The following is a 23,788-nucleotide window of genomic DNA, read 5'->3' on the forward strand; positions in this document are numbered from 1 at the left end:
CTCGGCACGGGATTGCTGGTGGAACGACTTACTCGTACTCTTGACAGAACTGTCTCTCCTACTGAGCGTGTAGAACGGATTCGTCCACTCGATCCGAGAATGATGTCAACGTATATGTTCCTCCAAAAACACATCACAGTATGGAACTACTCACACACCTCATTCTGCAGCAGGGACCGATAACGCAGAATCCAGACCCCAGTGTATTTGCTCGTTTCCTGGGCTCGACGATATCCGCGGCCGTAACGTTCGTCGGGACGCTCATCGTCGGTGCGCTGCTGATTGCTATCGTGCCGGACTTCACCGAGAAGGTAATCGACACCATCGAAGACGAACCCATCCCCTCGTTCCTCTGGGGTCTCGGGATTTTCATCGTGTTCATCATCGCGATAATCATCCTCATCATCACACTGATCGGCATCATCATCGCGGTCCCGCTCATCTTCCTGATGATACTCGTCTCGCTCGTCGGCGGGGCCACCGTCTTCATCTACGTCGGTGAGCGACTCCTCGAAGCCGCAAACGTCGAAACGTCTCGCTGGGGGCATCTCGCTGCCGGCGCGCTCGTTGCAACCGTCCTCGCGGCGCTTCCTATCATCGGCGGCCTCACGAACTTCATCGTCAACACGGTCGGCGTCGGCGCAATCGTCTACCACTGGCGCAACGGCTAACTGAACGATTCAGGCGGACAGATTATTTTTAGGAGAGTGCGGGGGTGTCGAGAACAGAGTGAGTGGCACGCAAGAACACCCGCGAAGGAACAACGTGACTGAGCGGGCGTGACGGGACTCCAACGAGCAGAGCGAGTGGGAGTACGCCGCGGGCGCTGAACGAACGAAAGTGAGAGAAGCGGGCGCGGCGGGATTCGAACCGGAGCAAGACGGTCGCCTCGCTTCGCTCGGCGCTGCGACTTGCAGGATTCGAATCCCGGAGCCCGTTCGCTCCTCACATACGTTCGTCGCAGAACGGGCGCGGCGGGATTCGAACCCGCGATCGAGAGGTTAGGAACCTCTCGCCCTGTCCACTAGGCCACACGCCCTACCGAGAACTCTCTGGGACGTGTCAAAAATCGCGTGGTTCGACCCCAGCGGGCCGAGAGTACTCAGAATGTGAAGCTGCGATTAGTTATCCGCCTTTGCCGACGTGGAGGTCTCGGTGACGAGTTCCTCGTCGTCTGTCTCCATCTCTGAAAGCTCTTCTTCGATTTCGCTACGTCCGCGCTTGAACTCGCCCATGGCCTGCCCGGTGGACCGCGCGAGCTTCGGAATCTTGTTCGCGCCGAACAGCAGGACGAGCACGAGGAGGACGATAAGCAGCTCCGGCCCGCCCGGGAGCCCCGGGAACAGGGGGGTAATAGTCTCGAACATCGCTATTTTTGCGTAACCCAGTCGCAATTATAGGCTTTTTGCCTTCAGCGAATTCACGAACCGACGACAGTCTCTCGGGATAGATATTCGAAAACAGTGCGTTCAGCACCTAAAACGGGTTGAATCGTCCGATACCCAGAATCCACGACGTGATTGCACCGGCTTTCGAGTCGATTCGTTGAGATTTCGGAGACTGAGCCACCAGGCCTGACGTTCCGATTCCCGTGAACTAAAGTACAGACCACAATATGAAGGTGGTATGGTATCAGTCGGAGACACTGCCCCAGAATTCACTGCACCGAAGACGGACATCGACGGCGACATCGAGTCGTTCACGCTCTCTGAGCGACTCGACGAAGCGCCAATCGTCCTCGCGTTCTTCCCCGCCGCCTTCACCGGAACCTGTACCACCGAGATGTGCACGTTCCGCGACCAGTTAGCGAACTTCGAAGACGTCGGTGCGACGGTGTACGGTATCAGCATCGACACGCCGTTTACGCTCTCCGAGTTCGCTGAACAGAACGGCCTCAACTTCGACCTCATCAGCGACACGAACCGCAACCTCATCGACGCCTACGACGTCGAGATGGACTTCGCAGACCTCGGCGTCTACAGCGTCGCCAAGCGCTCTGTCTTCGTCGTCGACGCCGACGGCACCGTCTCCTACAAGTGGGTCAGCGACGACCCCGGCGTCGAGCCTGACTACGACGCAGTCGAGAAGGCTGCCTCGAAGGCGCTCGAAGAACCCTCTGAAGCAGTCTAACGAGGTCGGCTTCGGCCGGACCGCAGTACGGCCCAGACCTTTTTTCTCATTGGAACGACCAGTTGAGCCATGGCAGATTCTGACGACAGTCTCAACGGTGGGCGAGTCTACGACCCCGACGCAGACCACGCCTTCCCCGACGAGAAACTCAACGAGATACTCCCTGTCCTCCTCGAAGACGAGGAGATAACGGCTCTCCTCGAAGCCCAGAACGTCAACGCAGTCACGCGGAAAGGCTACAACGACCACGGTCCGAAGCACATCGAAATCGTCCGCAACCGCGCCCTCCGCGTCTACGACCTGCTCAAACGTGGCGGCATCGAGTTCAACGGTGCGGCAGAGGAAGGACTCGAGGAAGCGGACGAGGCGGTCATCGTCGCACTCGCGGCACAGTTACACGACATCGGCCACATCGTCCACCGCGACAACCACGCCTACTACTCTATCCCGCTCGCTTCAGACGTTCTCGACCGGTTCCTCCCCCAGTTCTACGATATCACAGACACCGTCCGAATGAAGGCGGAAGTCCTCCACGCCATTCTCACCCACCACCGCGAGGAAGACCCGCTCACACTCGAAGCGGGCGTCATCCGCGTCGCCGACGCGCTCGACATGGAACGTGGCCGCTCACGCATCCCCTACGAGAAAGGCGGACGTGGCATCAACACGCTCTCCAGTCGGGCTATCAGTCAGGTGACGCTGAAAGAAGGCGACGACAAAGCGGTTCTCGTCGAAATAGAGATGGTCAACGCAGCAGGTGTCTATCAGGTCGACAACCTGCTGAAGGCGAAACTCGACGGCTCTGGCCTCGAAGACCACGTCAGAATCGTCGCCGTCAACACGCGCTCGGAAGACCAGCTCGTCGAGCGTATCGAACTCTAAAAACCCGCGTATCGAACGCTACTCGTCACGAGTCGAAAAGCGCCGAAAAAACCGCGACGTCTGCGGAGTCGCAGTCAGTCGTTCGTCCGGACGAGTCGGTCCATCCCGCCGATGGACAGTTCGCCACTGAGCGTCCGGTTCGGGTAGGGGATGTCGATGCCCTCCTCGTCGAACCGGCGTTTCACTGCGGTCACGTATTCGCCACGCGTCTTGACGAAGTCGGCGCGACTGGGGTTCGCAATCCAGATGCGCGACTTGAGCGTGACCGACGAGTCGCCCAGTTCGGTCAACCGAACCGACGGGGCGGGGTCGTCCATGATGCCGTCGTGCTCTTCGGCTTCTTCGAGGATGATATCTGTCGCCAGTTCGATGTCGTCGTCGTAGCCGATACCGAACGGCACCTGCAGACGAAGTTTGTCCTTCGCGACGGGGTTTTTGATGACGCCGTCGGTGAGTTGCGAGTTCGGCACGGTGAGCAGTTCGTTGTCGAACGTCCGGACACGCGTCACGCGGAAGGAGATGTCTTCGACGATACCCGAGTTACCGTCCCATTCGATCCAGTCGTTGATGCGGAACGGCTTGTCGGTGAAGATGAAGATGCCCGCGACGAAGTTCGCGATGACGTCTTGCATCGCAAAGCCGATCGCGAGCGTCGCCGCCGCACCGATGGTCGCGAGCGACTGCAGGATGTTTCCGAGTCCTGCGAGCGCGAACCCTGCACCGAGGGCGACGAACGCAACGACGAGCGACACGATCTTCATCAACGGTTTCTGCGCGTGTTCGTTGGCCCCGCGCCGGTCGAGGACGCGTCTCACGATGGACGACAGAGCGGCTTTGCCAACGATGTAGACGACGAGAAATCCGAGGATAAATCCGAGAATCGTTCCGAGTACCCCCGCGTACGGGATGCTCTGCTCCGCGAGGATTCGACCGATAGCACCGCCATCACTCTGTAACTGGAGTGGGAGTGCGAACATGTTTATCTGTGGAAGACTGCTGTTTTCCCTCGCGTTTCTATCAGGTCGGCGTTCACTCGCTCTGCGAGGTCCGCTGCTGCCTCGTCGATTGTCGTGCCGCCGAGCGCGGCACGGAGGAATTTCGCTTTGACGAGGTTTCGCTCGGCAAGCTGGTCGTTCAGTTCGCCGACGACTGCCTCGATACCACTTTTGCCGACCCAGACGGTCACGTCGAGGTCGTGGGCTTCCTTTCGCAGGTCCTGCGTGTTCATTCGTGGACTCTACTACGAGCGAAAGGACTTCAACCGTAAGGGTTTACCGGCGGCTTGTCGGTCACTCACACGTTCTCCGGCGGTATTCGCCGTTAGTAGGGGTATCGCTTGGTCGCACCGCAGTCGCATCTGACGACGACGTGGCCGCCAGCCTGTGTGCGAACACGGGCGTTGTTGCCCGGAATGAGGTACGCATCGCAGTCGTCACAGGTGAACCGGCGGAACGTCTTCGGCAGGCCGCAGCGGTTTCGCTCTGCGACACGACGGGCGAGACGGACGTACTCGCGAGCGAGTTCGTGGTCCCGGTCAGCGGCCGCATCGTGGGCCAGTTGGTGGAGTCGGTCGATTCGCTCCTCCGCGATGCTCATGATACGTGAGGAGAGTGGGCGAGTCATAGGCGTTCCGAACTGTCGAAGCGAACTGCACGACACAACAGCAAGCGAACTGCACGACGCAACACCAGTGAACCACACAACTCGAAAGCCGGTAGCGTCAAATCCCACCCGCAAGAAACGAGGGACGTGCGCGTTTTGAACTACCTCGAGTTCGCCACGCAACTCGAACGGAGCGGTATCGGCACTTCGACCGACCAGCAGCGAGCGGCGCTCGCGACGACGGACGTCGATGTCGTGACCTCTCCGTGGCCGGACTCTGTCGCGTCGGGTGCGAGCGAACTCCTTCGAGGTAACTGTGTCTTCCGCGACTACGACGTCGCCCACTGCAATCTCATCGGCCCCGGGTCGGTCGCCGTCGCCAGACACGCCAAACGAAACGACATCCCGCTCGTCCTCCACTCACACGTCACTCGTGAGGACTTCGCAGAGAGTTTCCGCGGCTCTAACGCGGTTGCACCCGCTCTCGGGAAGTACCTCAAGTGGTTCTACTCGCAGGCCGACGTCGTGCTCTGTCCCTCCGAATACACCAAGAGCGTCCTCGAATCCTACCCCGTCGACGCACCGATTCGACCGATTTCGAACGGTGTCGATGCCGCGTCGCTGGAGGGGTTCGAAGACTTCCGCGACGAGTATCGCGAGAAGTACGACCTCGACGGCATGACGGTGTTCCTCGTCGGCAACGTCTTCGAGCGAAAGGGACTGACGACGTTCTGCAACGTCGCCAAACAGACCGACTACGACTTCGCGTGGTTCGGGCCGTACGACACGGGCCCGCAAGCGTCGAAAAAAGTGAAATACTGGCTCGAAAACGCACCCGAGAACGTCACCTTCACCGGGTGGATCGACGACATCCGCGGGGCCTTCGGCGCGGGCGACGTCTACCTGTTCCCCACCAAGAACGAGAATCAGGGTATCGCCGTCCTCGAAGCGATGGCCTGCGGCAAAGCGGTCGTTCTCCGCGACATCCCCGTCTTCGAGGAGTTCTACACCCACGGCTACGACTGTCTGAAGTGCGAAACCGACGAGGAGTTCGCCCGCGCGCTGAACCTGCTCGAAACCGACCCTGACCTCCGCCAGCGCCTCGGCGAGAACGCCCGGAAGACCGCTGCCGAACACAGTCTGGACCGCGTCGGTGACAGACTCGTCGAGACATACGAAGACGCACTCGCCGGACGACTGGGCGAGTAATTCGACGAGGACCCCCGGACGGCTCTTCGCGAACCGATACCATGGCAGCGAGAAGTCACAACAGTTTATCCGGTTCGACTCACAGCAAGGGCCATGCAGTCGGTCACCGCCTTCACCGACACGTACCTGCCGACCGTCAACGGCGTCACGTACACGATTCAGACGTGGCGCGAGCGGTGGCACCGTCGCGGTGGCCGCATGGACGTCGTCTATCCGAAAGACAACGACTACGCACCAGAATCCGGGGAGTTTCCCGTTCGGAGCCTTCCGTTCCCGTTCTACGAAGGTATGCGCGTCGGCGTCCCTCGTGTCCCTGACGCCGTCGGCGATGCTGACATCGTCCACGCGCACACCCCGTTCGGCCTCGGATTGGCAGGACTTCGCCTCGCCCGTCGCCGTGACCTGCCGTTCGTCGCAACCTACCACACCCCGACCGGCGAATACGCGGAGTATCTCAGTTCGGTGAACGTCATCGAACGCGGCGTCGAACGAACCGCCGAACGGTACGAGCGATGGTTCTTCGACCGGGCCGACGCGGTCATCGTCCCGAGCGAAGACGCGAAGCGACGCCTCCGCGACGAAGTCGGCGTCGACGCCCACGTCGTCGTCCTCTCGAACGGAATCGATATCGAGCGGTTCGCACCGGCCGATGGCGACGCGTTCAGAGCGCGCTACGACCTCGGCGACGGCCCACTCGTCGGCTACACGGGACGACACGGCTACGAAAAAGAACTCGACGAACTCGTGCGCGCTGCCGTCGGTCTCGACGCGACGCTGGTGTTCGGTGGCGACGGCCCCGCACGAGACGAGTTAGCGCAACTCGCCGCAGACCTCGACGTAGACGCCCGATTCCTCGGCTTCTTGGACCGCGAGGAACTCCCCGCGTTCTACTCCGCACTCGACGTGTTTGGGTTCCCGAGTCCGGTCGAAACACAGGGCCTCGTCGCTCTGGAGGCCAACGCCTGCGGCACCCCGGTCGTCGGCGTGAACGACGGTGCGCTCGAAGATACTGTCGAAGATGGCGAGACCGGCTATCATTACGAGTCGGGTGATATCGACAGTTTTCGACGCGGAATCCAACGCGCACTCGCCGAACGCGACGAACTCAGCACCCGCTGTCTGGCCCGACGCGACGAGGTGAGCGTCGAGCACTCAGTCGATAGACTCGCGGCGCTCTACGAGCGACTCGGGTAACAGAAGTAGACCGACTGTGAAACCGCCTTAGTCGCGGTTTTCGAGGGCGTCGGCGATTCGGCGGAGTTCGCGGTTCACGTCACGAACTTCGTCGCGGAGTTGTCGCACTTCGCGGACGAGTCGTTCGTTGTCGTCGCCGCGCTCTTCTGCCTCGCGCTGAGCGCCCGGGCCGCCGCCCATACCGCCGGGGCCGCCGCCCATCATCCCGCTCATCATCTGTGCGAAGGGGTTGCCGCCACCCATGCCGCCCGGGCCGCCACCCATGCCGCCGGGACCGCCACCCATCATCTCTTCTGGGGACGGTCGTTCGCCGTTTTCTCGCTCTTCTTCGCGGCGCTTGCGAATCTCTTCGACGCGCTCGCGGAACGACTTCTCTTCGTCGTCGCCGGATTCAGATTCGTCGGGTGCCTGCGTCTCGTCTGCGGGTTCGTCGTCAGCCATGGTCGCCGGTTAGCCGTCCACCCGGAAAGTGCTGACGGTCCCGAAATGCCAGCAAAGAACCCAATTCCCTCAACAGAACACTGACTACGGAGCATCTGTCTGTGGGCCATCGACGGAGACAGCAGGCGGTCCGGTGCCGACGAAACAGATGACGATTACCCAATTCTCGCTGTGGGGATTCACCACCCGGCGAATTGTGTGCGGCGGAACGTAGATGGAGTCGCCCACAGCGAGTTCGACTGACTCGTCACCTGCTGGTCCGTACTCCAGCGTTGCGCGTCCCTGTACGACATGTCCAAAGACGTGGCGGTCACCGTTGTGATGCCACCCAGTTGTGACTCCTCCAGCGACCTGCGACTGAACCATGATGGTCTCCTCGGTTTCGAAGAGCACGTGCCGTGAAACATCGGCATGCTCGTCGGAGTCGTCCAATTCGGGTCGTGCGGCGACTGTTAGTTCCTCCATCTCGGTTGCTCCAGCAGAGAGAGGTTCGGGACCGAGATAGCAACGCCGCTCAGCAGGGTACGGCAACTACTCTCTGCGATGGACAAAGTACGATAGTCCTGAGACGCAGCGCTACGAAAACGCACCCAGACTCGACTGCAAATCCCGGTCGGTCCCGCCATCTGCCAGTTCGTAGCCGACGAGCGACCGCATATCGACGGCGTAGGTGGTGCCGAGGTGGTCGACGACGAGCACGCGGCCTTTCACCCCGCGGACCGTTCCTGTGGCGATGGTCTCTGCGACTGGACTCTCCCTCAAGTCAAGCCCGTAGTCGAATTCGAACGTGTCGATTGGGTCGAACTCCGAGAGGAGGGCGTTCCACGCGTCGATGTCCACGTCGCGGCCGAACCCGGACACTTTCGTCGGCACTCGCACGCGGTCGGTGAGTTGGGTCGCGAGCTGTGCCTCGTACTCGCGGGCGACGCGGCCGTCGGAGAACGTCCGAATGTGCGCGGCCCTGTCAGCACCCTGCTCACGGAGTCGGGTGTCGAGTCGCCAGAGACGGGTGACACCGACTTTGAACGTGTCGGGGGCGAACGCCGCGAGGTAGACGGCGTGGTCTTCGTAGCAGTCCATCTCGTCTTTCAGGCACGTGCCCGTACACTTCGCACAGACCCACGTACTCTGGTGGTCGTCGCAGTAGGGTGCACGGTCGTTCGCACACGAGATGTGCGTCCCGTCGTGTATGGTTCCGGCGCAGTGCCGGTTTTCGAGGCGATAGTCGAGTTCGGTTCCGGGTCCGAGTTCGACCGAATCGAGGCCGTCGCTCGTCGAAACGTAGAGGGCGGGTGTCCCAGTATCGTAGCCGACGACCTGCACGAATCAGGGTACGAATCGGTGGTAGAAAGAGTCCTCGCTCTCGGCCAATGGCGCGACGAGTCGCGCGACGCAGTCTGCGTTTAGTTCGACGATTGATAGTATCTACTAGCAGTAGATTTTGTTCTTGATTTAAACATTCGGCCACCAGAATTATGTCAACATGTCACACTCTCACGTTCGTCATGGTATACCGTGGCGGAACGACACGACGTGATGTACTGAAGGCGGCCGGCGCGGCCGTCGCGACGACCGGTCTCGCGGGAATGGCGTCAGGAGCGCCGGGAACTATCGAGGTCAACGTCGGCTATAGCGACGCCAGCGGGAAGCGCGCGGCGGTGGCCGAGGCGAGCGAGGTCGTCCGAGAGTTCAACTTCGACGCGGTGACTGTTCGGGTCAACGAGAACGCGATTTCGGGACTGCGCAAGCGTTCCGACGTGCGCTACGTAGAGGTGAACGGAACGATGCACGCGCTCGCCCAGCAACTCCCCTGGGGCATCGACCGCACGGACTCGGAAGTCGCCCACGCGAGCGGTGACACCGGCGCAGGAGCCGACATCGCTATCCTCGACACTGGAATCGACTCAGACCACCCTGACCTGCAGGCGAACCTCGGCGCGGGCAAGGCGTTCGTCAAGTCGAGGGGGCCGTACGCGGAATCGTGGGACGACGACAACGACCACGGCACCCACTGCGCGGGCATCGCCAACGCCGACGACAACAGTCAGGGCGTCAAAGGTGTCTCGACCGAGGCGACGCTGCACGCGGTGAAAGTCCTCGACAAGCGCGGATCGGGGAGTTTCTCCGACATCGCCGCCGGACTCGAGTACACCGCCGACCAGGGCTGGGACGTGGGGTCCATGAGCCTCGGGGCATCCTCGGGGTCCCAGACGGTGAAGGACGCCTGTGCGTACGCCGACAACGCCGGCGTCTTCCTCGTCGCCGCGGCGGGTAACTCCGGACCGTGTACGGATTGTGTGGGCTACCCCGCCGCGTACAGCGAGTGCATGGCGGTGGCTTCCTCGGCGAGCGACGACTCGCTGTCAGGGTTCTCCTCGACGGGGCCCGAAGTCGAAATCATCGCGCCCGGGACGGACATCTACTCCACGGTCCCCGGCGGCTACGACACCTTCTCGGGCACGTCGATGGCGACGCCCCACGTCGCCGGTGCCGCCGGCCAGTTGATGGCCAACGGCTACACCAACACCGAAGCCCGTTCGCGGCTCAAGAGCACGGCTGAAGATATCGGACTCGCATCGAACGAACAGGGCAGCGGACTACTCGACACGGCCGCCGCCCTCGGCTACGATTCGAGCGACAACTGACTCCTCCGGGTCTCGGTGGCGACCTGTAGTTTCTTTTTCGTTGCCCACACAGGCGAACGTATGCGTGACCCGCTCGATGCCACCCTGACAGTCGCTCCGATGACCGACAGCGTGTCGCTAACGCTGACGGTCGAGAACGTGGAACACGAGTCGATAGACCTCTCGTTCGCGGACGGCCAGCGTGCTGAGTTCGTCGCCGTCGACGACGAGGGTTCGGAGGTGTGGCGCTGGAGCGACGGGCGGGCGTTCGGAATGATGCTCGGGAGCGAGACGCTCGCACCCGGCGAATCTGTCGAATACGGGGCCGAGTGGTCGTCGCCGCCCGCCGGCGAGTTCGAGGTCACCGGGTCGCTGGCGGCCAGCGACGCCGACGCCTCTGCGACGATGGTGGTCGTGATTCCCGAGAGTGAGTGAATGAGTGGATGAGTGAGCGAGTGAGCGAGTGAGCGGAGAATGACCGGGCAGCAGTACTGCTTCGGGCTTTACGACAGTTCCTCGTAGAGTTCTTCGGCAGCGCGGCGGACGGCGTCGTCGCTGGAACCCTGCGGTTCCCACCCGAGTGCGGAGAGTTTCTCGACGGAGAGACGCATCTTGGGCACGTCACCGGTCCAGCCACGGTCACCGCCGGTGTACTCGTACTCGGGGTCCAGCCCCATCACGTCGGCGACGATGTTCGCGATGGTCGTCACCGACGTCGTCGTGCGCGTGCCGAGGTTGTAGACGTTGTAGTCGCGGTCGGCGTTCTCGACGACGTGGCACATCGCCTCGATGCAGTCGTCGACGTGCAGGTAGGATTTTTCCTGACGCCCGTTGCCGAGGATTTCGAGTGTCTCGGGGTCTGCCAGCAGTTTCTCGATGAAGTCGGGGATGACGTTACCACGCTGTTTCGGGCCGACGATGTTGGCGAAGCGGTAGAGGTAGACGGTGAAGTCGTACGAGTGCGCGAACGTCGAGAGGAGGCCCTCGTCGGCGAGTTTGGAGGAGCCATAGATGCTGATGGGTTCGAGTGGGGCGTAATCTTCGGGCGTCGGGCGCGGTGCTTCGCCGTAGACCGTCGACGACGAGGTAAAAGCGATGTTCGTCACACCGACTTCTTGCATGCGTTCGAGGACGTTGTACGTCATCTCGGTGTTCTCTTCGAACAGTTGCCGGGGGTTGTGGTAGTTCGTGTCCGTGTAGGCCGCGAAGTGGAAGACGATATCGAGGTCTTCGGTCACGACCTCGGCCACGTCGTCGGGCTCCGTCATGTCGGCCTTGACGAACTCGACGCCGTCGGGAACGCGTTCGCGGGTCCCTTTCGAGAGGTCGTCGGCGACGACGACGTCGTTGTCGTCAGCGAGAGAGGCGGCGATGTGAGAACCAACGAGACCAGCGCCTCCAGTTACGAGGACGCGCTTGTCAATGAGTTCGAGAGACATATCTCAGAAGAGTCCACCGACCGGTAAGTTCGTTTCCCCTCACTTTCGGGGCTGTCACGACCACGAGATTCCGGTGAGCGATTCACTCAGCTCCCACAGGTCGTGAGCGAGTCGGTCGTCGGTCGCCGTTGCTGACGGTTCTCTGGGCGCGCAGTCGGCGAAATACTGCCCTGTGATGTCTTCCACGTCGGGCGATGCTGCGAGGTAGACGGATGTCTCTGCACCTGTCGCCGGCGTATCTGCGATGCGACGAACCAGCGATGCTGGAAGGTGTTCGAGGACACCGACTGCCAGCCTGACGGGAATCGATGCGTCGCGCCAGAGGTGACTCCCCGGAACCAACCCGGGATGACAGCAGTTCGCCGTCGGGCCGTCGAGTCGGCGAGCGAGTTCGACAGTGAAGAGGACGTTCGCCAGTTTCGACCGGGCGTATGCGTCGAGGCCGTCGTAGTCGTCGATGGAGGTCACGTCGAAGCGACCGTCTGCGCGCGGATGGATACCAGACGAGACGGTGACGACACGCCCGTCGTCGGGGAGTAAGTCACGCAGGTCGTGCGTGAGGGCGAACGGTGCGAGATGGTTGACTGCGAAGGTTCGTTCGACACCGTCGGCAGTCAACTGCCCCTCCGAGAAGTGCGCTCCCGCGTTGTTCACGAGTATATCGAGGCGGTCGGTCCGGTCACGGACCGCTTCGGCGAGATTCCGAACCGTCTCGACTTCGGAGAGTTCCGCCCGGAAGAAGACGGCGTCACCACCGGCATCGTCGATGGCCGAGGCGACACGTCTTCCAGCGGTTCGGTTGCGCCCGTGGACGAAGACAGTCGCGCCGAGTCGACCGAGTGCGAGCGCCGTCTCACGACCGATACCCGAGGTCGACCCGGTGACGAGGGCGGTCTGTCCCGAGCGGTCGACTCCGTCGACGCCGGCACCGACCTCCGGTCTGTGACTCATACGAGACGATGGGCCGTCATCGCAGATAAAGTTCAGGCGTGTGAGGGGTTGGGGCAGTGGGGCTACGCCGCCGACAGCGACGTTCCGAAAGCACCACTTTCCCCCGTCGTCTTCGAAGAGGCATGCAAGACGAACCCGAAGTCGCCGTCCTTCGGTACGGGCACCGACCGGGACGAGACGACCGGATGACGACACACGTCGGCCTGACGGCCCGCGCACTCGGTGCTGACCGGGTCATCTTCCCCGACAACGCGGGGCAGTCGCTCGAAACCGTCGAAGATATCACCGGCCGGTTCGGCGGCCCGTTCACCGTCGAACTCACGGAGGCGCTCAACGGCGTCATCCGGAACTGGGAGGGCAAAATCGTCCACCTCACGATGTACGGCGAACGCGTCCAGGACGTCGAAGCCGACATCCGCGAGGTGCACGCCGACGAACCACTCCTCGTCGTCGTCGGTGGCGAGAAGGTTCCCTTCGAAGTGTACGACGAAGCAGACTGGAACGTCGGCGTCACGAATCAACCGCACTCGGAAGTCGCTGGGCTCGCAGTCTTCCTCGACCGACTGTTCGACGGCCGAGAACTCGACCGAGAGTGGGAGAACGCCGAGAACACGGTCATCCCGATGGAGACGGGGAAGAAGGTCGTTCCGGCGGACGACGAGTAAGCGCGTTTTTACTGCCGAACCGGGAACGTCTCCCCCGACGACGAAGATTCAACGCGGCAATCGTCGCGCTCGCCTGCGGTTCTGCGTGTGCACGAGAGTAATAAGACTTAATGGCGTTCCTGACGCCAATTTCGACAATGGCTTTTGAGGAGTTACTGAACGACCCTGTTATCCAGAAGTACCTCCACGAGTTGGTTGGGCCGACGGGGATGCCTGTCGCTGCGGCACCCCCGGACGGCGAGGTCACCGACGAAGAACTCGCAGAGAAGCTCGGCTTAGAGCTCAACGATGTTCGTCGCGCCCTCTTCATCCTCTACGAGAACGACCTTGCGTCGTATCGTCGCGTCCGCGACGAAGACTCTGGATGGCTCACCTATCTCTGGACGTTCCACTACGAGAACATCCCGGAAAACCTCGAAGAAGAGATGTACCGGCTTCTGGAAGCGCTCGAAGAGCGCCTCGACTACGAACGCAACCACGAGTTCTACCTCTCTGAACCCGCCGGCATCCGCTTCGAATTCTCCGAAGCGATGGAGCTGGGCTTCCAGTGTCCCGAGACTGGTGCGCCGCTCGAACCGATGGACAACGTCGACCTCGTCAACGCAATGGAACACCGAATCGACGAACTCCGAGACGAACTGAACGTCGAAGTGACGGGTACGAACTGATCGATGGTTGTACTCGCAACGAAGTGCTACATCGACGGCGATGCACGTGACCGTGCTCTCGACAGTCTCACGTCACTCATCGCGAACGACATCGGTGGCCTCGACGTCGATTACGACATCGGCGTCCGCGACGACGACTTCATCTCCGTAACCATCACGGGCGACGACGAAACCGTCGCACGCAACGTCCTCCGCGAGGAGTGGGGCGAAGTTACCCCGCACCTCACCGCCGGCGAGACGTACGTCGGAACACTCGAACACTGGGACGACGACGGCATCGTCCTCGACGCCGGACGGGACGTTCGGATTCCGACCGACGAACTCGGACTCGGCCGCGGGTCTGCAGTGCAGATTCGTGACCGCTTCGGTCTCGTCCAGCACATGCCGCTTTCGTTCGTCTACGGCGGCGACGACGAACCGTCGCGTCTGGCTGACGAGACAGTCGATACACTCTACGACTGGACGCGCGGGAGCGGTCGTGTCAACGTCAACAGCGCGACCCGCGGCGAAGTCCGGGCGACGGTGAACCGCGCCGGTCACGCCCAGGACATCGTCACGGTCGAACGACTCGGCCTCCTCGAACAGAGTATCATCTGCAAAGACCAGACCGACCCGCCGGGCCTCCTCGCGAGCATCGGGTCGTACCTGCCATCGGAGCTCAAGGCAGTAATCGGTCAGTAAGACGATGAACAGGCGACTCCTCGCTGGTGTTGTTGGGCTCGCCCTCCTCCTCGTCACTGCGGGGTGTCTCGGCGGCACGTCGAGCGTTTCGAACGACCGACTCGACACCGACCCGGCCGAACCGTACGCCTGGGACGCCGACACCGACGCACACATCACCGTCCAAGAGAACGGTCGCTTCCGCGCCGTCTACGAGATGAACTCGTCGTCTATCGTACTCTACCGATTAGACGGGTTCGGGAGCAGAACGCCGTTACAGGTTCAAGCGCTTCGCTACCAGTATGCGAACGGAACGGTAGTCAACGGAACCGAACTGAAAGCCCGCGGCGGAGACGTCACGCAGAACAACAGAATCACGAACGTCACGCTCCCGGCGGACGCCGACAGCGGTGGGAAACTCGCGTTTACCTCCTCGTCGACGCCGAAGCGATTCTCGCTTCCCGTTCTCGCCGAGGGGTCGTACGAAGTCGTGCTCCCACCGGACCGACGCGTGAGCTTCCCGATATTCGGGTCCGTTCGCCCGGGCGGATACGAGACAGAGATCGTCGACGACCGACTCCACATCACGTGGCCCGCCGTCTCCGACGGGAGCATCGTCGTCCAGTTCTATCTCCAGCGTGACCTTGGAATATTCGCCGCCGTCTCGGCCGTCTCGATGCTCGTCGGTGGGGCTGGCATTCTCTACTATCGCCGGCAAATCGAAGAGCTTCGCGAGAGACGCTCGGAACTCGGTCTCGACGTCGAAGGCGGCGACAAGAAAGACCGGTAGACCGGTTGCACCCCAATCGGCTCGGCGTCCTCGAGTTCCGGTGCGGACGCTTTTTTGCCTGTCACGCCCCTATGCCGGAGTATGCAAGCCGCCGTAGTCACCGTGGGAGACGAACTCCTCGCGGGTGACACAGAGAACACGAACGCGACGTGGTTGTGTAAACAACTGACCGACCGCGGCGTCTCCGTCGAACGAGTGACGACGGTCCCGGACCGCATCGGCGACATCGCTCGCGTCGTCAACGAGTACCACGCGGAGTACGACGCCGTCGTCGTCACCGGTGGCCTCGGGCCGACACACGACGACGTGACGATGGACGCCGTCGCTGCGGCGTTCGGACGCCAGATGGAAGCAAACGAAGAGGCAGCAGTCTGGTTAGAGACCAACGGCGGCTACTCTGCAACTGATCTCGTCGACGGAACGACTGACCTCCCTGCGGGGGCGCGGATGCTCCCGAACGAAGCAGGTGTCGCCCCCGGTGCAGTCGTCGGGTCAGTCTACGTGTTGCCGGGCGTTCCGACAGAGATGAAGACGATGTTCGAGCACGTCGCGGACGAGTTCGTCGGCGAAGCGACGCACGTCAGATACGTCCACACCTCGGAGCCCGAGAGCTCGCTCATCGAGCGATTCGAGGAGATTCGAGAGCAGTTCGACGTCACGGTCGGAAGTTACCCGGGCGACCACGTCCGCGTGAAACTCTCGGCGGCCGACGAAGCGACTGTCGAGGACGCTGCGGCGTGGCTCGAAAAACGAGTCGAGCGGTACGAGGCGTAGGCCAGTCAGCGCTGGAGGTACCAGAGCCACCCGGCGGTCATCAGAATGCCCACGATGAGCACGGTTGCGGCCGTCTCCGACATCGGAAGAACCTGCTCGGCTGCTTCTAACGGAATCATAGGTGCCAATTGCTCCGACCCGTTCTTAAACAATGAGGTTTCGGCGACACTCAGTCGTCGCTGAATACGAGCGGGGTCGCTGTCGGTCGAACGAGCACCGTGGGTCGTCGCCGAAGACGACAAAGACAACGCACAGTGCCATCGCGGTGAAGGCAACACAGCACCATCGCGGTGAAGGCAACACAGCACCATCGCGGTGAAGGCAACACATCGCCATCGCGGTGTTTTTGGCCCGGGCGAGGGTTCGTTCTGATATGCGAATCGGCGTCGTCGTCAATCCTGTCGCGGGCATGGGTGGCCGGGTCGGGTTGAAAGGAACCGACGGGAAGGTCCAGGAGGCCAGAGCGCGCGGTGCAGAGCCGCGGGCACCGGGACGTGCCGAGCGCGCACTCACCGAACTGTACGACGCCGCGCCCGAGACAGAACTGGTCACGTGGGGCGACCCGATGGGAGCGACGCTCACCCGGAACGCCGGATTCGACCCGGACGTTCTCGGAACCCCGAGCGACGAGGAGACAGACGCCGCTGACACCAGTGCCGCCGTGGAGGCATTCGTCGATGCAGGCGTGGATCTCGTGTTGTTCGTCGGCGGTGACGGAACCGCGGCAGACGTCGCCGAGGCACTCGACGGAAGCGACGTTCCGATGTTGGGCGTCCCCGCGGGCGTGAAAGTCTACTCGTCGGTGTTTGCGGTCTCACCCGAAGACGCCGCCGTGATTGCGACGACGTTCGAGCGAACCGAGGCACGCGAGGTCATGGATATCGACGAAGACGAGTACCGCGCTGGCGACGTCCACCCGGAACTTCGGGCAGTCGCACAGGTTCCCGTCGCCGAAGACCTGCAATCGTCGAAACAGACCAGCACGGGAACGGTCGAAGCGCTCGCTGCAGGCGTCGCAGACGACATCCGGTCCGAACCGGGTGTCACCTACGTTCTCGGCCCCGGAAGCACCGTCGGTGCGGTGAAAGACGAACTCGGAATCGACGGGTCGCCACTCGGCGTCGACGTCTACCGCGACGGTGAACTCCTCGTTCGAGACGCCACCGAAGCCGAAATCCTCGACCACCTCGGTGAGAAGAACGTCATCGTGGTCACGCCAATCGGCGGCCAGGGGTTCATCTTCGGCCGCGGAAATCCACAGCTCTCACCCGACGTGATACGCCGCTGTGACGTTGCTGTCGTCGCCTCGCGGGCGAAACTCGACACGATTCCGGTCCTCCGCGTCGACACCGACGACACCGAACTGGACGAGGAACTCCGCGGGTGGACCAAAGTCCGCGTCGGACGCGTCGAACGCCGAATGATGAAAATCGAGTGAGAATTTTGCCCTTCTCGCCATTCGAGGGGTGTCGAGACGGCGTTCGAATACTACTCTAGTACGTAGTGGAATATGTAAGGACACCCAGTCATCATTGTTCACTAAGGTTGGCATATAGTGGGATTTAAGGTAATAGAAAGGGTCTCACCAGACATGGAGACCCGGAAAGTCCAGCGTCTTGGACCCTCTACGCTGGCGATGACACTCCCTGCGGAGTGGGCGAAAGAACACAACGTCGACAAGGGCGACGAAGTGTCCATTCGGACCAGTGGCAAAGGAACGCTGACCGTCCTCCCTGAATCGGTGAGCAACGAAGATTCGAAGGCGACGATTCGAGCGGACAACCTCAACGCAGAGGCGCTCGAACGCGCAATCGTCGCGCAGTACGTCCTCGGGCGGCGCGTCATTCACATAGAAAAGAGCGAAGGCGCACTCGACTCCGACCACATCAACGCCGTCTACAAAGCCGAGACACAACTCATGGGTCTCGGTGTCATCGAGGAGACGCCCGAGCGAATCGCGATTCGCTGTTCGGTCGACGCCGAAGACTTCACACTCGACAACTTGCTCGAACGGTTGGAGAACACGGGCAGTACGATGCGTGGTGAGGCCATCAAGGCCCTCGCACACGGGAATCCCGACCTCGCACAGCGGGCACTCAACCGCGAACGGCAGGCGAACAAGATTTTCGTCCTCCTGCTTCGCCTCATCTTCACCTCGTACCAGAACCCGAACCTCGCACGGGCCGTCGGCCTCGACTCCGGCTTCCCGCTCATCGGCTACCGTGCGGTGGCGAAGAACCTCGAGCTCACCGCCGACAACGCCGAGGACATCGCCAACATCGTCATGGACGCCGACGGGCACACCATCGACGTCGACCAGTCGACGATGCGGCGTATCCGTGAGTTTACCGACCACGTGGACGAAATCACGAACACCGCGGTTCGGGCCGTCGTCGAACGCGACTACGACCTGACTATCGAGTGCCGCGAACTCTACCGTGAAATCGGTGACCGCGAGCGCGACATCCTCAGCGACCTGCCGGAGATGGAAAACGAGAAACTCCTCCAGATTCGCGAGGTGCTCGTGAGCCTCCAGCAGACGGCACAGTACGCCATGCGGAACGCCGAAATCGCGGCGAACCTGGCGCTCAACGAAGAGTCAGAACACGTCACGCTCGACTGAGCCCGGTCGGCTCAGTCGGCAACGACTTCGACTTCTTTTCGGTCGTCGACCCGAGTCGATTGCTTTTCGGCGGTGAGTGGGTTTCGACTGGAGATTCGGCAGTCGAACCCCGGATGCTCGCCCAGGTGGCGGATAATCATGTGCCTGCGCGACCCAGTGATGCCGGTCCGACCGACGTCGTCGGCCGTAAACTCGTCCGGGAGTCGGTCGTACAGGCGGCGCAATTCTTCGAAACTGGTGAACACTTTCGCGTTTCCGGTCGAATCAGCACCGCGTCTGGAGACGACGTAACTGCCGTCTTTGCGGTACTCGCCGGCCGTCCGGAAGAATTCACGTTTCTCGGTGAGCGCCGACCCGATGGCTTCCTGCAGGTCTGCAGCAGCACTCCGAGTCAGTTCACAGGTCTGGCCGCCAACAGTGATGACGATGGCTTCGTCGTCACTTTCGACGGTCACAGTATTCTCATCACGGGAGAAGAACTCGATCAGGAGCGTGGGTACTCCGTGTCATATTCAGTGCTATCGTGCCCCGAGGTAAAGAGTTGTCGGCTTTGTCATGAATCACCGACACGTGGACTCGATGAATTCGCAGGACGACTCGGTGAGTAAACGGCCTCCCCGTCTGTTAGGACGGAACCATCTGGTCAGATGGAATACAGGATTCCGTCGTCTGTGGTCGTCTCGCCACCGTCAGATGTCGTCGTCGTGGTTGTGGTCGTCTCCGACTCAGTCGTCGTCGTACTCGTCTCGTCTGCGTCCGTCGTCGTGGTCGTCGTCTCCGACTCAGTTGTCGCGTCTGACTCAGTGGTGGTCTCTGACGACGCAGTCGTCGTCTCCCCGGAGGAGTCGCTGTCGGCCGTGGAGTCACCCGACGAGTCAGTACTCGATGCCTTGTTGCCGAAGATGTCCGTTTCGAACGTCTTCTCGTAGGTCAGGGGGTCCAGTGGGACGGTGAACGTCGAACCGCCGGCGTCGAGTTTGGCGTAGAAGTCGATGCGGAGGTCCGTCGTCTGGTCCCGTTCGAGGTGTGACACCCACCATTCGTCGAGCTTGTCGTTTTCGATGTACGTCGTGGCCTCGATCGTCTCTGTCGAGTGCGCTGGGATGACGTACTCCGACTTGGTCGTCCCGTCCCCAACGTCCACGTCGTTCATCGAGATGTTGTATCCAAGTTCAGAGACTGCGACCGGGTACGATTTGGGGTTATGGACGACGAAGGTGAGTTCCAGTGCCGTCCGGTTCTGGGTCGACTCACCCCACTCAGCGCTCGTCTCGTTGATGTAGAGGACGGGGTCCGAGACGACTGCCGAATTGGCGTTTATCGGCCGCGTCTCGGTGGAGTTGAACGCAGAGAGTAGGTCGGTGTCGATACTGCGCGTGATTTCGGGTGCCTCGAACGTTTTCCCGAGCGTCTCCGAGGTAATCGACGCATCGATACTGAGCGTGGTGTGCTCACCGTGTTGGATGTGCGAGACCCACCACGCTGGGATGCGTTCGTTGTCGAGTGTCGTCTGGAGCGGGATGGCTGTCTCCCCCTTCCCGACAGAGACACCGTCTTTGTGGCCTTCTGCCATTCCCAGACTGTTCATGTACACCGCGTAGTCGACGCTGATACCCGAGAGATTCGCGGAAACCGGGTTCGGGTTCGCTACGTTGACCTCAGACTCGATGACCGTCTTGGATTCGTTGACGCCGGCGAACTGGTTGTCGACGCCCTCGACGCTTGGCGCGCCGAGAACGCCGGTCGCGAAGCCACCGCCGATGGCTCCTGCGACCAGGAGGACGGCAACGAGGGCGATTCGGATTCGGCTGCCGAACAGCAGACCTGAAATTCCCATCGTAGTGAATCACAGGCCCCTAGTACAAATGTCGAATGGGACGTGACGGCATTGGTACATGTACACACAGTATGCATACGATTTCGACCCAGACAGCATGCAGAACCCGTTCGACCCGCACGACAACCACTGCCGGAACGAGCACCACGACAACCGCTGTCGAATAAACTAAGTGCGCACCCACAACTACCTCAGATATGGAAACTGAGACGGTACAATCCGACAAATCCATCGGCTTCACCGCGCTGTTCGGCGTGCTCACGCTCGTCGGTGGCGGCCTGATGGTTGCGGGCCCAGACCAACTAACGAAGGCAGTCGGCTTCGCCGTAGCAATCGTCGCTGCGTCGCTGGCAGTCTCCGGTGCCCACCTCTTCAAGTAGTCAAGAATACAAGTAACCGTTAAGAGCGCACATTGCCTAGACGGGGCGAGGATGACCGAGTACACCGACGAGGAACAACGCATTATCGCTTATCTCCGCGATAGCGTTAGCCGTGGAGAAGGGTACTTCCGGGCAAAGAACATCGCAGAAGCGATTGGTCTCACCGCAAAACAGGTCGGTTCCCGTCTCCCCCACCTCGCCGAAAAGTCTGAAGATGTCGAAATCGAAAAGTGGGGACGCGCACGCTCGACCACGTGGCGCGTCACCCTGAGCTAGACCGATTCAGCGGGTTTTTACTGAAGAGGTGTGAGGTACTCCCATGACCGTCCGCGTGAAACGAACGTTCGAGTTCGACGCCCCCGTCGAGGATGTCTGGGCATTCATCGCCGACCCAGCGAAGCGAGCGGGTGCGATTAGTGTCGTCGAGCGATTCGAGGTGGCCCCCGACGGCCGGCACGCGACGTGGCACATCAAACTGCCGATTCCACTCGTCCGTTCGACTGCCAAAGTCGAGACCGAAGACATCACTGTGAACGAACCGACGAACGTCAAATTCGTCGGCCGGTCACCAGTGATGCGCGTGACGGGCGAACACACCATCGAACCGACTGAGACGGGGTGCCAACTCGTCAACGAGTTCGTCGTAGACGGCCGACTCCCGGGCGTCGAGACGTTCTTCGAGCGTAACCTCGACCGAGAACTCGACAACCTCGAACGGGAACTTCGACGGGAACTCGAATCGGCGACGTAACTCTGCTAGTTCGGCTGGTTCGTGGCACGGTACTCAGTGTTACGGTGGGTTTATACACCACGACTCCTAAGCCTGAATCGCCGACGCAATAGGCGCTTTTCTCGCCAGACGTCGGCGACTCCACATCCGCCGCACTCGCTGCAACGTATCGGGGTCCGTTGTGGCACACAACGACGTGGCCACGTCGTTTCACGCCCCCCCAGCCCGGAGGGGGCGTCTCCCCTCGCCTCGTCTCTTCGCTCCAGGACGTCGCGGGATTCGCGAAGGGCTGCTCCCTTCGCACACTTTCACGCTTCTGAGTCGAGACACTCGTCCTCTGACGAGTTCTGTCCCACTGGGTACGACGGGTTTTTCAACGCCGGGGTCACATCTCCGGACGAAGCAAGAGATTTGCGACGTAGGATACCGGAAATCTCGCGCTTCAATACTTCAGACGAGCAGTGTACCCGGACGCAACGATATACTTCGAGAGCGACACGCTCGTCTCCGGCCAAGAGTGGCATTTCGTCGTATCAACGCACGATGGGCAGCGTCGAGCCGGCAAAAAGGTGATTCGTGACCGCCCGGTAGCGCGACTGAACGCGAGCGCTTACTCGTCGTCTTTCGTCTTGATGTCCGCGGAGAGGCCCTGTGCCATGCGAATCTCCTTGGAGTTGTTGAGCGTCCACGCGGTGCGCTCGGTGACTGCCTCGATGATTTCACGAGCGGACGGGTAGCCGTTACCGGACTTCTTCACCCCGCCGAACGGCAGGTGGACCTCGGCACCGATACACGGGAGGTTCCCGTAGGCGAGGCCGACTTCCGCGTTGTCGCGGTAGTAGTTGATCTGGCGGTAGTCCTCGGAGATAATCGCGCCGGCGAGGCCGTAGTCGGTGTCGTTCTGAATCTCGACTGCTTCTTCGATGTCACCCGAGTACTTCAGCAGGGCAACGTGGGGACCGAAGACTTCCTCGTGGGTGCAACGCAGGTCTTCTTTCGCATCGGCTTCGTAGACGAACGGACCGACCCAGTGGCCGTTTTCGTGGCCGTCTGGAATCTCGTCGTCGTCGAGTTCGGTTCGGTCGACGAGGACGTTGACGCCTTCCTTCTTGGCGAGTTCGGCGTAGCTTTTGACCTTGTCTACGTGGCCTTCCTCGATGAGGGGGCCCATGAAGGTGTCTTCGCGGAGCGGGTCGCCGACGGAGACTTCCTTCGCGAGTGCGACGTATCGCTCTTTGAACTCGTCGTAGACGTCCTCGTGGACGACGAGGCGCTCGGATGAAACACAGCGCTGACCGGTCGTCTTGAACGACGACATGACCGCCGAGTGGACGGCGATGTCGAGGTCCGCCTTCTCCGTGATGACGATGTTGTTCTTGCCACCCATCTCACACGCGGAGAGTTTGCCGGGTTGCTGGGCGACCTTCGAAGCGACTTCGTGACCGACTTCTGCGGAGCCCGTAAAGAGGACGGTGTCGACGCGTTCGTCGTCGACGATGGAGGCACCGGCGTCGCCGAAGCCTTGGACCATGTTGAACACGCCGTCCGGGATGCCGGCGTCTTCGAACATCTCGGCGATAATCTGGCCACACCACGGCGTCTGTTCGGCTGGTTTCCAGACGACGGTGTTGCCCTCGACGAGTGCGACGGCCATGTGCCAGAACGGGATGGCGACCGGGAAGTTCCACGGGGTGATACAGCCGACGACACCGCGAGGCTTGCGGCGCATGTAGGCGTCTTTCGCGGGAATCTCGGACGGAATTACGTCGCCCTTGGGGTGGCGAGCGTCGCCAGCGGCCCACTCGACCATGTGGTACGCCTCGATGACGTCGGCGCGGCCTTCGGAAATCTCCTTGCCACACTCTTTGGTGACGACTTCTGCGAGTTCCTCGGTACGGTCTCGCAGTTCGTGGTAAATCTCCCACAGATACTCCGCGCGGTCGATGTGCGAGAGGTCGCGCCACTCTTCGTACGCTTCGTCGGCAGCGCCGGTCGCGACGTCGATATCTTCGGGGGTGCCGCGTCGGAACGTCGCCAGCGTCTCACCGGTCGCTGGGTTCTCGCTCTCGAACGTCTCCGACCCGGAGCCGTCTGTCCATTCTCCGTCTATATAATGCTGATAAACATCCTGCGCCATGCTGGTGATATTTGCGAAACTACCACTAATAACCAAGGCACCTCCCATGGGA

Annotated in this window: 30 protein-coding genes and 1 tRNA gene; 18 read left to right on the forward strand and 13 right to left on the reverse strand. The window is 61.4% G+C overall.

Features of this window, described 5'->3' with window-relative positions:
• The first annotated feature begins 140 nt into the window (after positions 1–140).
• A complete protein-coding gene (locus ACK3SC_RS06780) occupies positions 141–671 on the forward strand; it encodes a hypothetical protein (protein WP_416839349.1) in 531 nt (176 codons plus the stop codon).
• A 295-nt stretch (positions 672–966) separates the two neighbouring features.
• On the opposite strand, the gene ACK3SC_RS06785 is transcribed toward ACK3SC_RS06780, so the two are convergent.
• A tRNA-Arg gene (locus ACK3SC_RS06785) sits at positions 967–1,039 on the reverse strand.
• An 82-nt stretch (positions 1,040–1,121) separates the two neighbouring features.
• Positions 1,122–1,367 (reverse strand): twin-arginine translocase TatA/TatE family subunit, encoded by a 246-nt coding sequence (gene tatA, locus ACK3SC_RS06790; protein WP_416839350.1) that lies wholly within the window; start codon positions 1,365–1,367, stop codon positions 1,122–1,124.
• A 259-nt stretch (positions 1,368–1,626) separates the two neighbouring features.
• On the opposite strand from tatA, the gene ACK3SC_RS06795 reads away from it, so the two are divergent.
• Positions 1,627–2,130: a redoxin domain-containing protein gene (locus ACK3SC_RS06795; protein WP_416839351.1), complete on the forward strand. Its 504-nt coding sequence runs from the start codon at positions 1,627–1,629 to the stop codon at positions 2,128–2,130.
• A gap of 69 nt (positions 2,131–2,199) precedes the next feature.
• Positions 2,200–3,012: an HD domain-containing protein gene (locus ACK3SC_RS06800; protein ID WP_416839352.1), complete on the forward strand. Its 813-nt coding sequence runs from the start codon at positions 2,200–2,202 to the stop codon at positions 3,010–3,012.
• Between the two features lie 74 nt (positions 3,013–3,086).
• On the opposite strand, the gene ACK3SC_RS06805 is transcribed toward ACK3SC_RS06800, so the two are convergent.
• The 3 genes from ACK3SC_RS06805 to ACK3SC_RS06815 all read right to left on the reverse strand — a co-directional run bounded on the left by ACK3SC_RS06805 (position 3,087) and on the right by ACK3SC_RS06815 (position 4,608).
• Positions 3,087–3,989, reverse strand: a complete 903-nt coding sequence (locus ACK3SC_RS06805) for a mechanosensitive ion channel family protein (protein ID WP_416839353.1) — start codon at positions 3,987–3,989, stop codon at positions 3,087–3,089.
• Positions 3,990–3,991: 2 nt separating this feature from the next.
• The gene (locus ACK3SC_RS06810) at positions 3,992–4,240 is read right to left on the reverse strand and encodes a YhbY family RNA-binding protein (protein ID WP_416839354.1); all 249 of its coding nucleotides are present in this window, start codon (positions 4,238–4,240) and stop codon (positions 3,992–3,994) included.
• A gap of 92 nt (positions 4,241–4,332) precedes the next feature.
• Positions 4,333–4,608, reverse strand: coding sequence for a ribonuclease P protein component 4 (locus ACK3SC_RS06815; protein WP_416839355.1), 276 nt, complete (start codon positions 4,606–4,608; stop codon positions 4,333–4,335).
• Positions 4,609–4,761: 153 nt separating this feature from the next.
• Between ACK3SC_RS06815 and ACK3SC_RS06820 the strand changes: the two genes are divergently transcribed.
• Both ACK3SC_RS06820 and ACK3SC_RS06825 read left to right on the forward strand, forming a co-directional pair.
• The gene (locus tag ACK3SC_RS06820; RefSeq protein WP_416839356.1) at positions 4,762–5,823 is read left to right on the forward strand and encodes a glycosyltransferase family 4 protein; all 1,062 of its coding nucleotides are present in this window, start codon (positions 4,762–4,764) and stop codon (positions 5,821–5,823) included.
• Between the two features lie 93 nt (positions 5,824–5,916).
• Positions 5,917–7,017, forward strand: a complete 1,101-nt coding sequence (locus tag ACK3SC_RS06825; protein ID WP_416839357.1) for a glycosyltransferase — start codon at positions 5,917–5,919, stop codon at positions 7,015–7,017.
• A 27-nt stretch (positions 7,018–7,044) separates the two neighbouring features.
• On the opposite strand, the gene ACK3SC_RS06830 is transcribed toward ACK3SC_RS06825, so the two are convergent.
• The 3 genes from ACK3SC_RS06830 to ACK3SC_RS06840 all read right to left on the reverse strand — a co-directional run bounded on the left by ACK3SC_RS06830 (position 7,045) and on the right by ACK3SC_RS06840 (position 8,781).
• Positions 7,045–7,458 (reverse strand): hypothetical protein, encoded by a 414-nt coding sequence (locus ACK3SC_RS06830; protein ID WP_416839358.1) that lies wholly within the window; start codon positions 7,456–7,458, stop codon positions 7,045–7,047.
• Between the two features lie 84 nt (positions 7,459–7,542).
• Positions 7,543–7,923 (reverse strand): cupin domain-containing protein, encoded by a 381-nt coding sequence (locus ACK3SC_RS06835; RefSeq protein ID WP_416839359.1) that lies wholly within the window; start codon positions 7,921–7,923, stop codon positions 7,543–7,545.
• Positions 7,924–8,034: 111 nt separating this feature from the next.
• Positions 8,035–8,781 (reverse strand): DUF2797 domain-containing protein, encoded by a 747-nt coding sequence (locus ACK3SC_RS06840; RefSeq protein WP_416839360.1) that lies wholly within the window; start codon positions 8,779–8,781, stop codon positions 8,035–8,037.
• Between the two features lie 182 nt (positions 8,782–8,963).
• On the opposite strand from ACK3SC_RS06840, the gene ACK3SC_RS06845 reads away from it, so the two are divergent.
• Both ACK3SC_RS06845 and ACK3SC_RS06850 read left to right on the forward strand, forming a co-directional pair.
• A complete protein-coding gene (locus ACK3SC_RS06845) occupies positions 8,964–10,103 on the forward strand; it encodes a S8 family peptidase (protein ID WP_416839361.1) in 1,140 nt (379 codons plus the stop codon).
• Between the two features lie 60 nt (positions 10,104–10,163).
• Entirely contained in the window at positions 10,164–10,517 is a 354-nt protein-coding gene (locus ACK3SC_RS06850) for a BsuPI-related putative proteinase inhibitor (RefSeq protein WP_416839362.1), read from the forward strand.
• 68 nt (positions 10,518–10,585) lie between these two features.
• Here the strand turns inward: ACK3SC_RS06850 and ACK3SC_RS06855 are convergent, their stop codons facing one another.
• Together ACK3SC_RS06855 and ACK3SC_RS06860 are read right to left on the reverse strand one after the other, a co-directional pair.
• The gene (locus ACK3SC_RS06855) at positions 10,586–11,521 is read right to left on the reverse strand and encodes an NAD-dependent epimerase/dehydratase family protein (protein WP_416839363.1); all 936 of its coding nucleotides are present in this window, start codon (positions 11,519–11,521) and stop codon (positions 10,586–10,588) included.
• 54 nt (positions 11,522–11,575) lie between these two features.
• Positions 11,576–12,472 carry an SDR family oxidoreductase gene (locus ACK3SC_RS06860; protein ID WP_416839364.1) on the reverse strand — a complete coding sequence of 299 codons (897 nt, stop codon included), beginning with the start codon at positions 12,470–12,472 and terminating at the stop codon, positions 11,576–11,578.
• On the opposite strand from ACK3SC_RS06860, the gene ACK3SC_RS06865 reads away from it, so the two are divergent.
• The 8 genes from ACK3SC_RS06865 (at position 12,464) to ACK3SC_RS06900 (ending at position 18,652) form a co-directional block, all read left to right on the forward strand.
• Complete coding sequence (locus ACK3SC_RS06865; protein WP_416839365.1) at positions 12,464–12,661, forward strand: hypothetical protein; 198 nt, start codon at positions 12,464–12,466, stop codon at positions 12,659–12,661. The genes ACK3SC_RS06860 and ACK3SC_RS06865 overlap by 9 nt on opposite strands.
• Positions 12,595–13,137, forward strand: coding sequence for a tRNA (cytidine(56)-2'-O)-methyltransferase (locus ACK3SC_RS06870; RefSeq protein ID WP_416839366.1), 543 nt, complete (start codon positions 12,595–12,597; stop codon positions 13,135–13,137). The genes ACK3SC_RS06865 and ACK3SC_RS06870 overlap by 67 nt, the downstream gene beginning before the upstream one ends.
• Before the next feature lie 137 nt (positions 13,138–13,274).
• The gene (locus ACK3SC_RS06875) at positions 13,275–13,805 is read left to right on the forward strand and encodes a transcription factor (RefSeq protein ID WP_416839367.1); all 531 of its coding nucleotides are present in this window, start codon (positions 13,275–13,277) and stop codon (positions 13,803–13,805) included.
• 3 nt (positions 13,806–13,808) lie between these two features.
• The gene (locus ACK3SC_RS06880) at positions 13,809–14,486 is read left to right on the forward strand and encodes a DUF2110 family protein (protein ID WP_416839368.1); all 678 of its coding nucleotides are present in this window, start codon (positions 13,809–13,811) and stop codon (positions 14,484–14,486) included.
• A 4-nt stretch (positions 14,487–14,490) separates the two neighbouring features.
• The gene (locus ACK3SC_RS06885; RefSeq protein WP_416839369.1) at positions 14,491–15,255 is read left to right on the forward strand and encodes a DUF5803 family protein; all 765 of its coding nucleotides are present in this window, start codon (positions 14,491–14,493) and stop codon (positions 15,253–15,255) included.
• 81 nt (positions 15,256–15,336) lie between these two features.
• Positions 15,337–16,029, forward strand: a complete 693-nt coding sequence (locus ACK3SC_RS06890) for a competence/damage-inducible protein A (RefSeq protein ID WP_416839370.1) — start codon at positions 15,337–15,339, stop codon at positions 16,027–16,029.
• A 373-nt stretch (positions 16,030–16,402) separates the two neighbouring features.
• Positions 16,403–17,467: an ATP-NAD kinase family protein gene (locus tag ACK3SC_RS06895; RefSeq protein WP_416839371.1), complete on the forward strand. Its 1,065-nt coding sequence runs from the start codon at positions 16,403–16,405 to the stop codon at positions 17,465–17,467.
• A 153-nt stretch (positions 17,468–17,620) separates the two neighbouring features.
• Positions 17,621–18,652, forward strand: coding sequence for a PhoU domain-containing protein (locus tag ACK3SC_RS06900; RefSeq protein ID WP_416839372.1), 1,032 nt, complete (start codon positions 17,621–17,623; stop codon positions 18,650–18,652).
• Positions 18,653–18,663: 11 nt separating this feature from the next.
• Here the strand turns inward: ACK3SC_RS06900 and ACK3SC_RS06905 are convergent, their stop codons facing one another.
• Positions 18,664–19,107 carry a hypothetical protein gene (locus ACK3SC_RS06905; protein WP_416839373.1) on the reverse strand — a complete coding sequence of 148 codons (444 nt, stop codon included), beginning with the start codon at positions 19,105–19,107 and terminating at the stop codon, positions 18,664–18,666.
• 188 nt (positions 19,108–19,295) lie between these two features.
• On the reverse strand, positions 19,296–20,489 hold the full coding sequence (locus tag ACK3SC_RS06910; RefSeq protein ID WP_416839374.1) for an LEA type 2 family protein: 1,194 nt from the start codon (positions 20,487–20,489) through the stop codon (positions 19,296–19,298).
• 197 nt (positions 20,490–20,686) lie between these two features.
• Between ACK3SC_RS06910 and ACK3SC_RS06915 the strand changes: the two genes are divergently transcribed.
• From ACK3SC_RS06915 to ACK3SC_RS06925, 3 genes are read left to right on the forward strand one after another with little or no spacing between them, the layout of a single operon-like run.
• Positions 20,687–20,869, forward strand: coding sequence for a hypothetical protein (locus ACK3SC_RS06915; RefSeq protein ID WP_416839375.1), 183 nt, complete (start codon positions 20,687–20,689; stop codon positions 20,867–20,869).
• Positions 20,870–20,920: 51 nt separating this feature from the next.
• Positions 20,921–21,145 carry a DUF7123 family protein gene (locus tag ACK3SC_RS06920; protein WP_058573606.1) on the forward strand — a complete coding sequence of 75 codons (225 nt, stop codon included), beginning with the start codon at positions 20,921–20,923 and terminating at the stop codon, positions 21,143–21,145.
• Positions 21,146–21,188: 43 nt separating this feature from the next.
• Positions 21,189–21,620: an SRPBCC family protein gene (locus tag ACK3SC_RS06925; RefSeq protein ID WP_416839376.1), complete on the forward strand. Its 432-nt coding sequence runs from the start codon at positions 21,189–21,191 to the stop codon at positions 21,618–21,620.
• A gap of 589 nt (positions 21,621–22,209) precedes the next feature.
• Here ACK3SC_RS06925 and ACK3SC_RS06930 read toward each other — a convergent pair.
• Positions 22,210–23,736, reverse strand: a complete 1,527-nt coding sequence (locus ACK3SC_RS06930) for an aldehyde dehydrogenase family protein (protein ID WP_416839377.1) — start codon at positions 23,734–23,736, stop codon at positions 22,210–22,212.
• Positions 23,737–23,788: the final 52 nt, after the last annotated feature.

The sequence above is a fragment of the Haloferax sp. DFSO52 genome (genome assembly GCF_048158745.1).
Taxonomy (GTDB): Archaea; Halobacteriota; Halobacteria; order Halobacteriales; family Haloferacaceae; genus Haloferax.

What these genes read in the sequence shown, in the direction of transcription:
- ACK3SC_RS06780 (WP_416839349.1), top strand. Translation starts at nt 141, where the DNA reads ATGGAACTACTCACACACCTCATTCTGCAGCAGGGACCGATAACGCAG.
- tatA (WP_416839350.1), bottom strand. Translation starts at nt 1,367, where the DNA reads ATGTTCGAGACTATTACCCCCCTGTTCCCGGGGCTCCCGGGCGGGCCG.
- ACK3SC_RS06795 (WP_416839351.1), top strand. Translation starts at nt 1,627, where the DNA reads ATGGTATCAGTCGGAGACACTGCCCCAGAATTCACTGCACCGAAGACG.
- ACK3SC_RS06800 (WP_416839352.1), top strand. Translation starts at nt 2,200, where the DNA reads ATGGCAGATTCTGACGACAGTCTCAACGGTGGGCGAGTCTACGACCCC.
- ACK3SC_RS06805 (WP_416839353.1), bottom strand. Translation starts at nt 3,989, where the DNA reads ATGTTCGCACTCCCACTCCAGTTACAGAGTGATGGCGGTGCTATCGGT.
- ACK3SC_RS06810 (WP_416839354.1), bottom strand. Translation starts at nt 4,240, where the DNA reads ATGAACACGCAGGACCTGCGAAAGGAAGCCCACGACCTCGACGTGACC.
- ACK3SC_RS06815 (WP_416839355.1), bottom strand. Translation starts at nt 4,608, where the DNA reads ATGAGCATCGCGGAGGAGCGAATCGACCGACTCCACCAACTGGCCCAC.
- ACK3SC_RS06825 (WP_416839357.1), top strand. Translation starts at nt 5,917, where the DNA reads ATGCAGTCGGTCACCGCCTTCACCGACACGTACCTGCCGACCGTCAAC.
- ACK3SC_RS06830 (WP_416839358.1), bottom strand. Translation starts at nt 7,458, where the DNA reads ATGGCTGACGACGAACCCGCAGACGAGACGCAGGCACCCGACGAATCT.
- ACK3SC_RS06835 (WP_416839359.1), bottom strand. Translation starts at nt 7,923, where the DNA reads ATGGAGGAACTAACAGTCGCCGCACGACCCGAATTGGACGACTCCGAC.
- ACK3SC_RS06845 (WP_416839361.1), top strand. Translation starts at nt 8,964, where the DNA reads ATGGTATACCGTGGCGGAACGACACGACGTGATGTACTGAAGGCGGCC.
- ACK3SC_RS06850 (WP_416839362.1), top strand. Translation starts at nt 10,164, where the DNA reads ATGCGTGACCCGCTCGATGCCACCCTGACAGTCGCTCCGATGACCGAC.
- ACK3SC_RS06855 (WP_416839363.1), bottom strand. Translation starts at nt 11,521, where the DNA reads ATGTCTCTCGAACTCATTGACAAGCGCGTCCTCGTAACTGGAGGCGCT.
- ACK3SC_RS06860 (WP_416839364.1), bottom strand. Translation starts at nt 12,472, where the DNA reads ATGAGTCACAGACCGGAGGTCGGTGCCGGCGTCGACGGAGTCGACCGC.
- ACK3SC_RS06870 (WP_416839366.1), top strand. Translation starts at nt 12,595, where the DNA reads ATGCAAGACGAACCCGAAGTCGCCGTCCTTCGGTACGGGCACCGACCG.
- ACK3SC_RS06875 (WP_416839367.1), top strand. Translation starts at nt 13,275, where the DNA reads ATGGCTTTTGAGGAGTTACTGAACGACCCTGTTATCCAGAAGTACCTC.
- ACK3SC_RS06880 (WP_416839368.1), top strand. Translation starts at nt 13,809, where the DNA reads ATGGTTGTACTCGCAACGAAGTGCTACATCGACGGCGATGCACGTGAC.
- ACK3SC_RS06885 (WP_416839369.1), top strand. Translation starts at nt 14,491, where the DNA reads ATGAACAGGCGACTCCTCGCTGGTGTTGTTGGGCTCGCCCTCCTCCTC.
- ACK3SC_RS06890 (WP_416839370.1), top strand. Translation starts at nt 15,337, where the DNA reads ATGCAAGCCGCCGTAGTCACCGTGGGAGACGAACTCCTCGCGGGTGAC.
- ACK3SC_RS06895 (WP_416839371.1), top strand. Translation starts at nt 16,403, where the DNA reads ATGCGAATCGGCGTCGTCGTCAATCCTGTCGCGGGCATGGGTGGCCGG.
- ACK3SC_RS06900 (WP_416839372.1), top strand. Translation starts at nt 17,621, where the DNA reads ATGGAGACCCGGAAAGTCCAGCGTCTTGGACCCTCTACGCTGGCGATG.
- ACK3SC_RS06910 (WP_416839374.1), bottom strand. Translation starts at nt 20,489, where the DNA reads ATGGGAATTTCAGGTCTGCTGTTCGGCAGCCGAATCCGAATCGCCCTC.
- ACK3SC_RS06915 (WP_416839375.1), top strand. Translation starts at nt 20,687, where the DNA reads ATGGAAACTGAGACGGTACAATCCGACAAATCCATCGGCTTCACCGCG.
- ACK3SC_RS06920 (WP_058573606.1), top strand. Translation starts at nt 20,921, where the DNA reads ATGACCGAGTACACCGACGAGGAACAACGCATTATCGCTTATCTCCGC.
- ACK3SC_RS06925 (WP_416839376.1), top strand. Translation starts at nt 21,189, where the DNA reads ATGACCGTCCGCGTGAAACGAACGTTCGAGTTCGACGCCCCCGTCGAG.
- ACK3SC_RS06930 (WP_416839377.1), bottom strand. Translation starts at nt 23,736, where the DNA reads ATGGCGCAGGATGTTTATCAGCATTATATAGACGGAGAATGGACAGAC.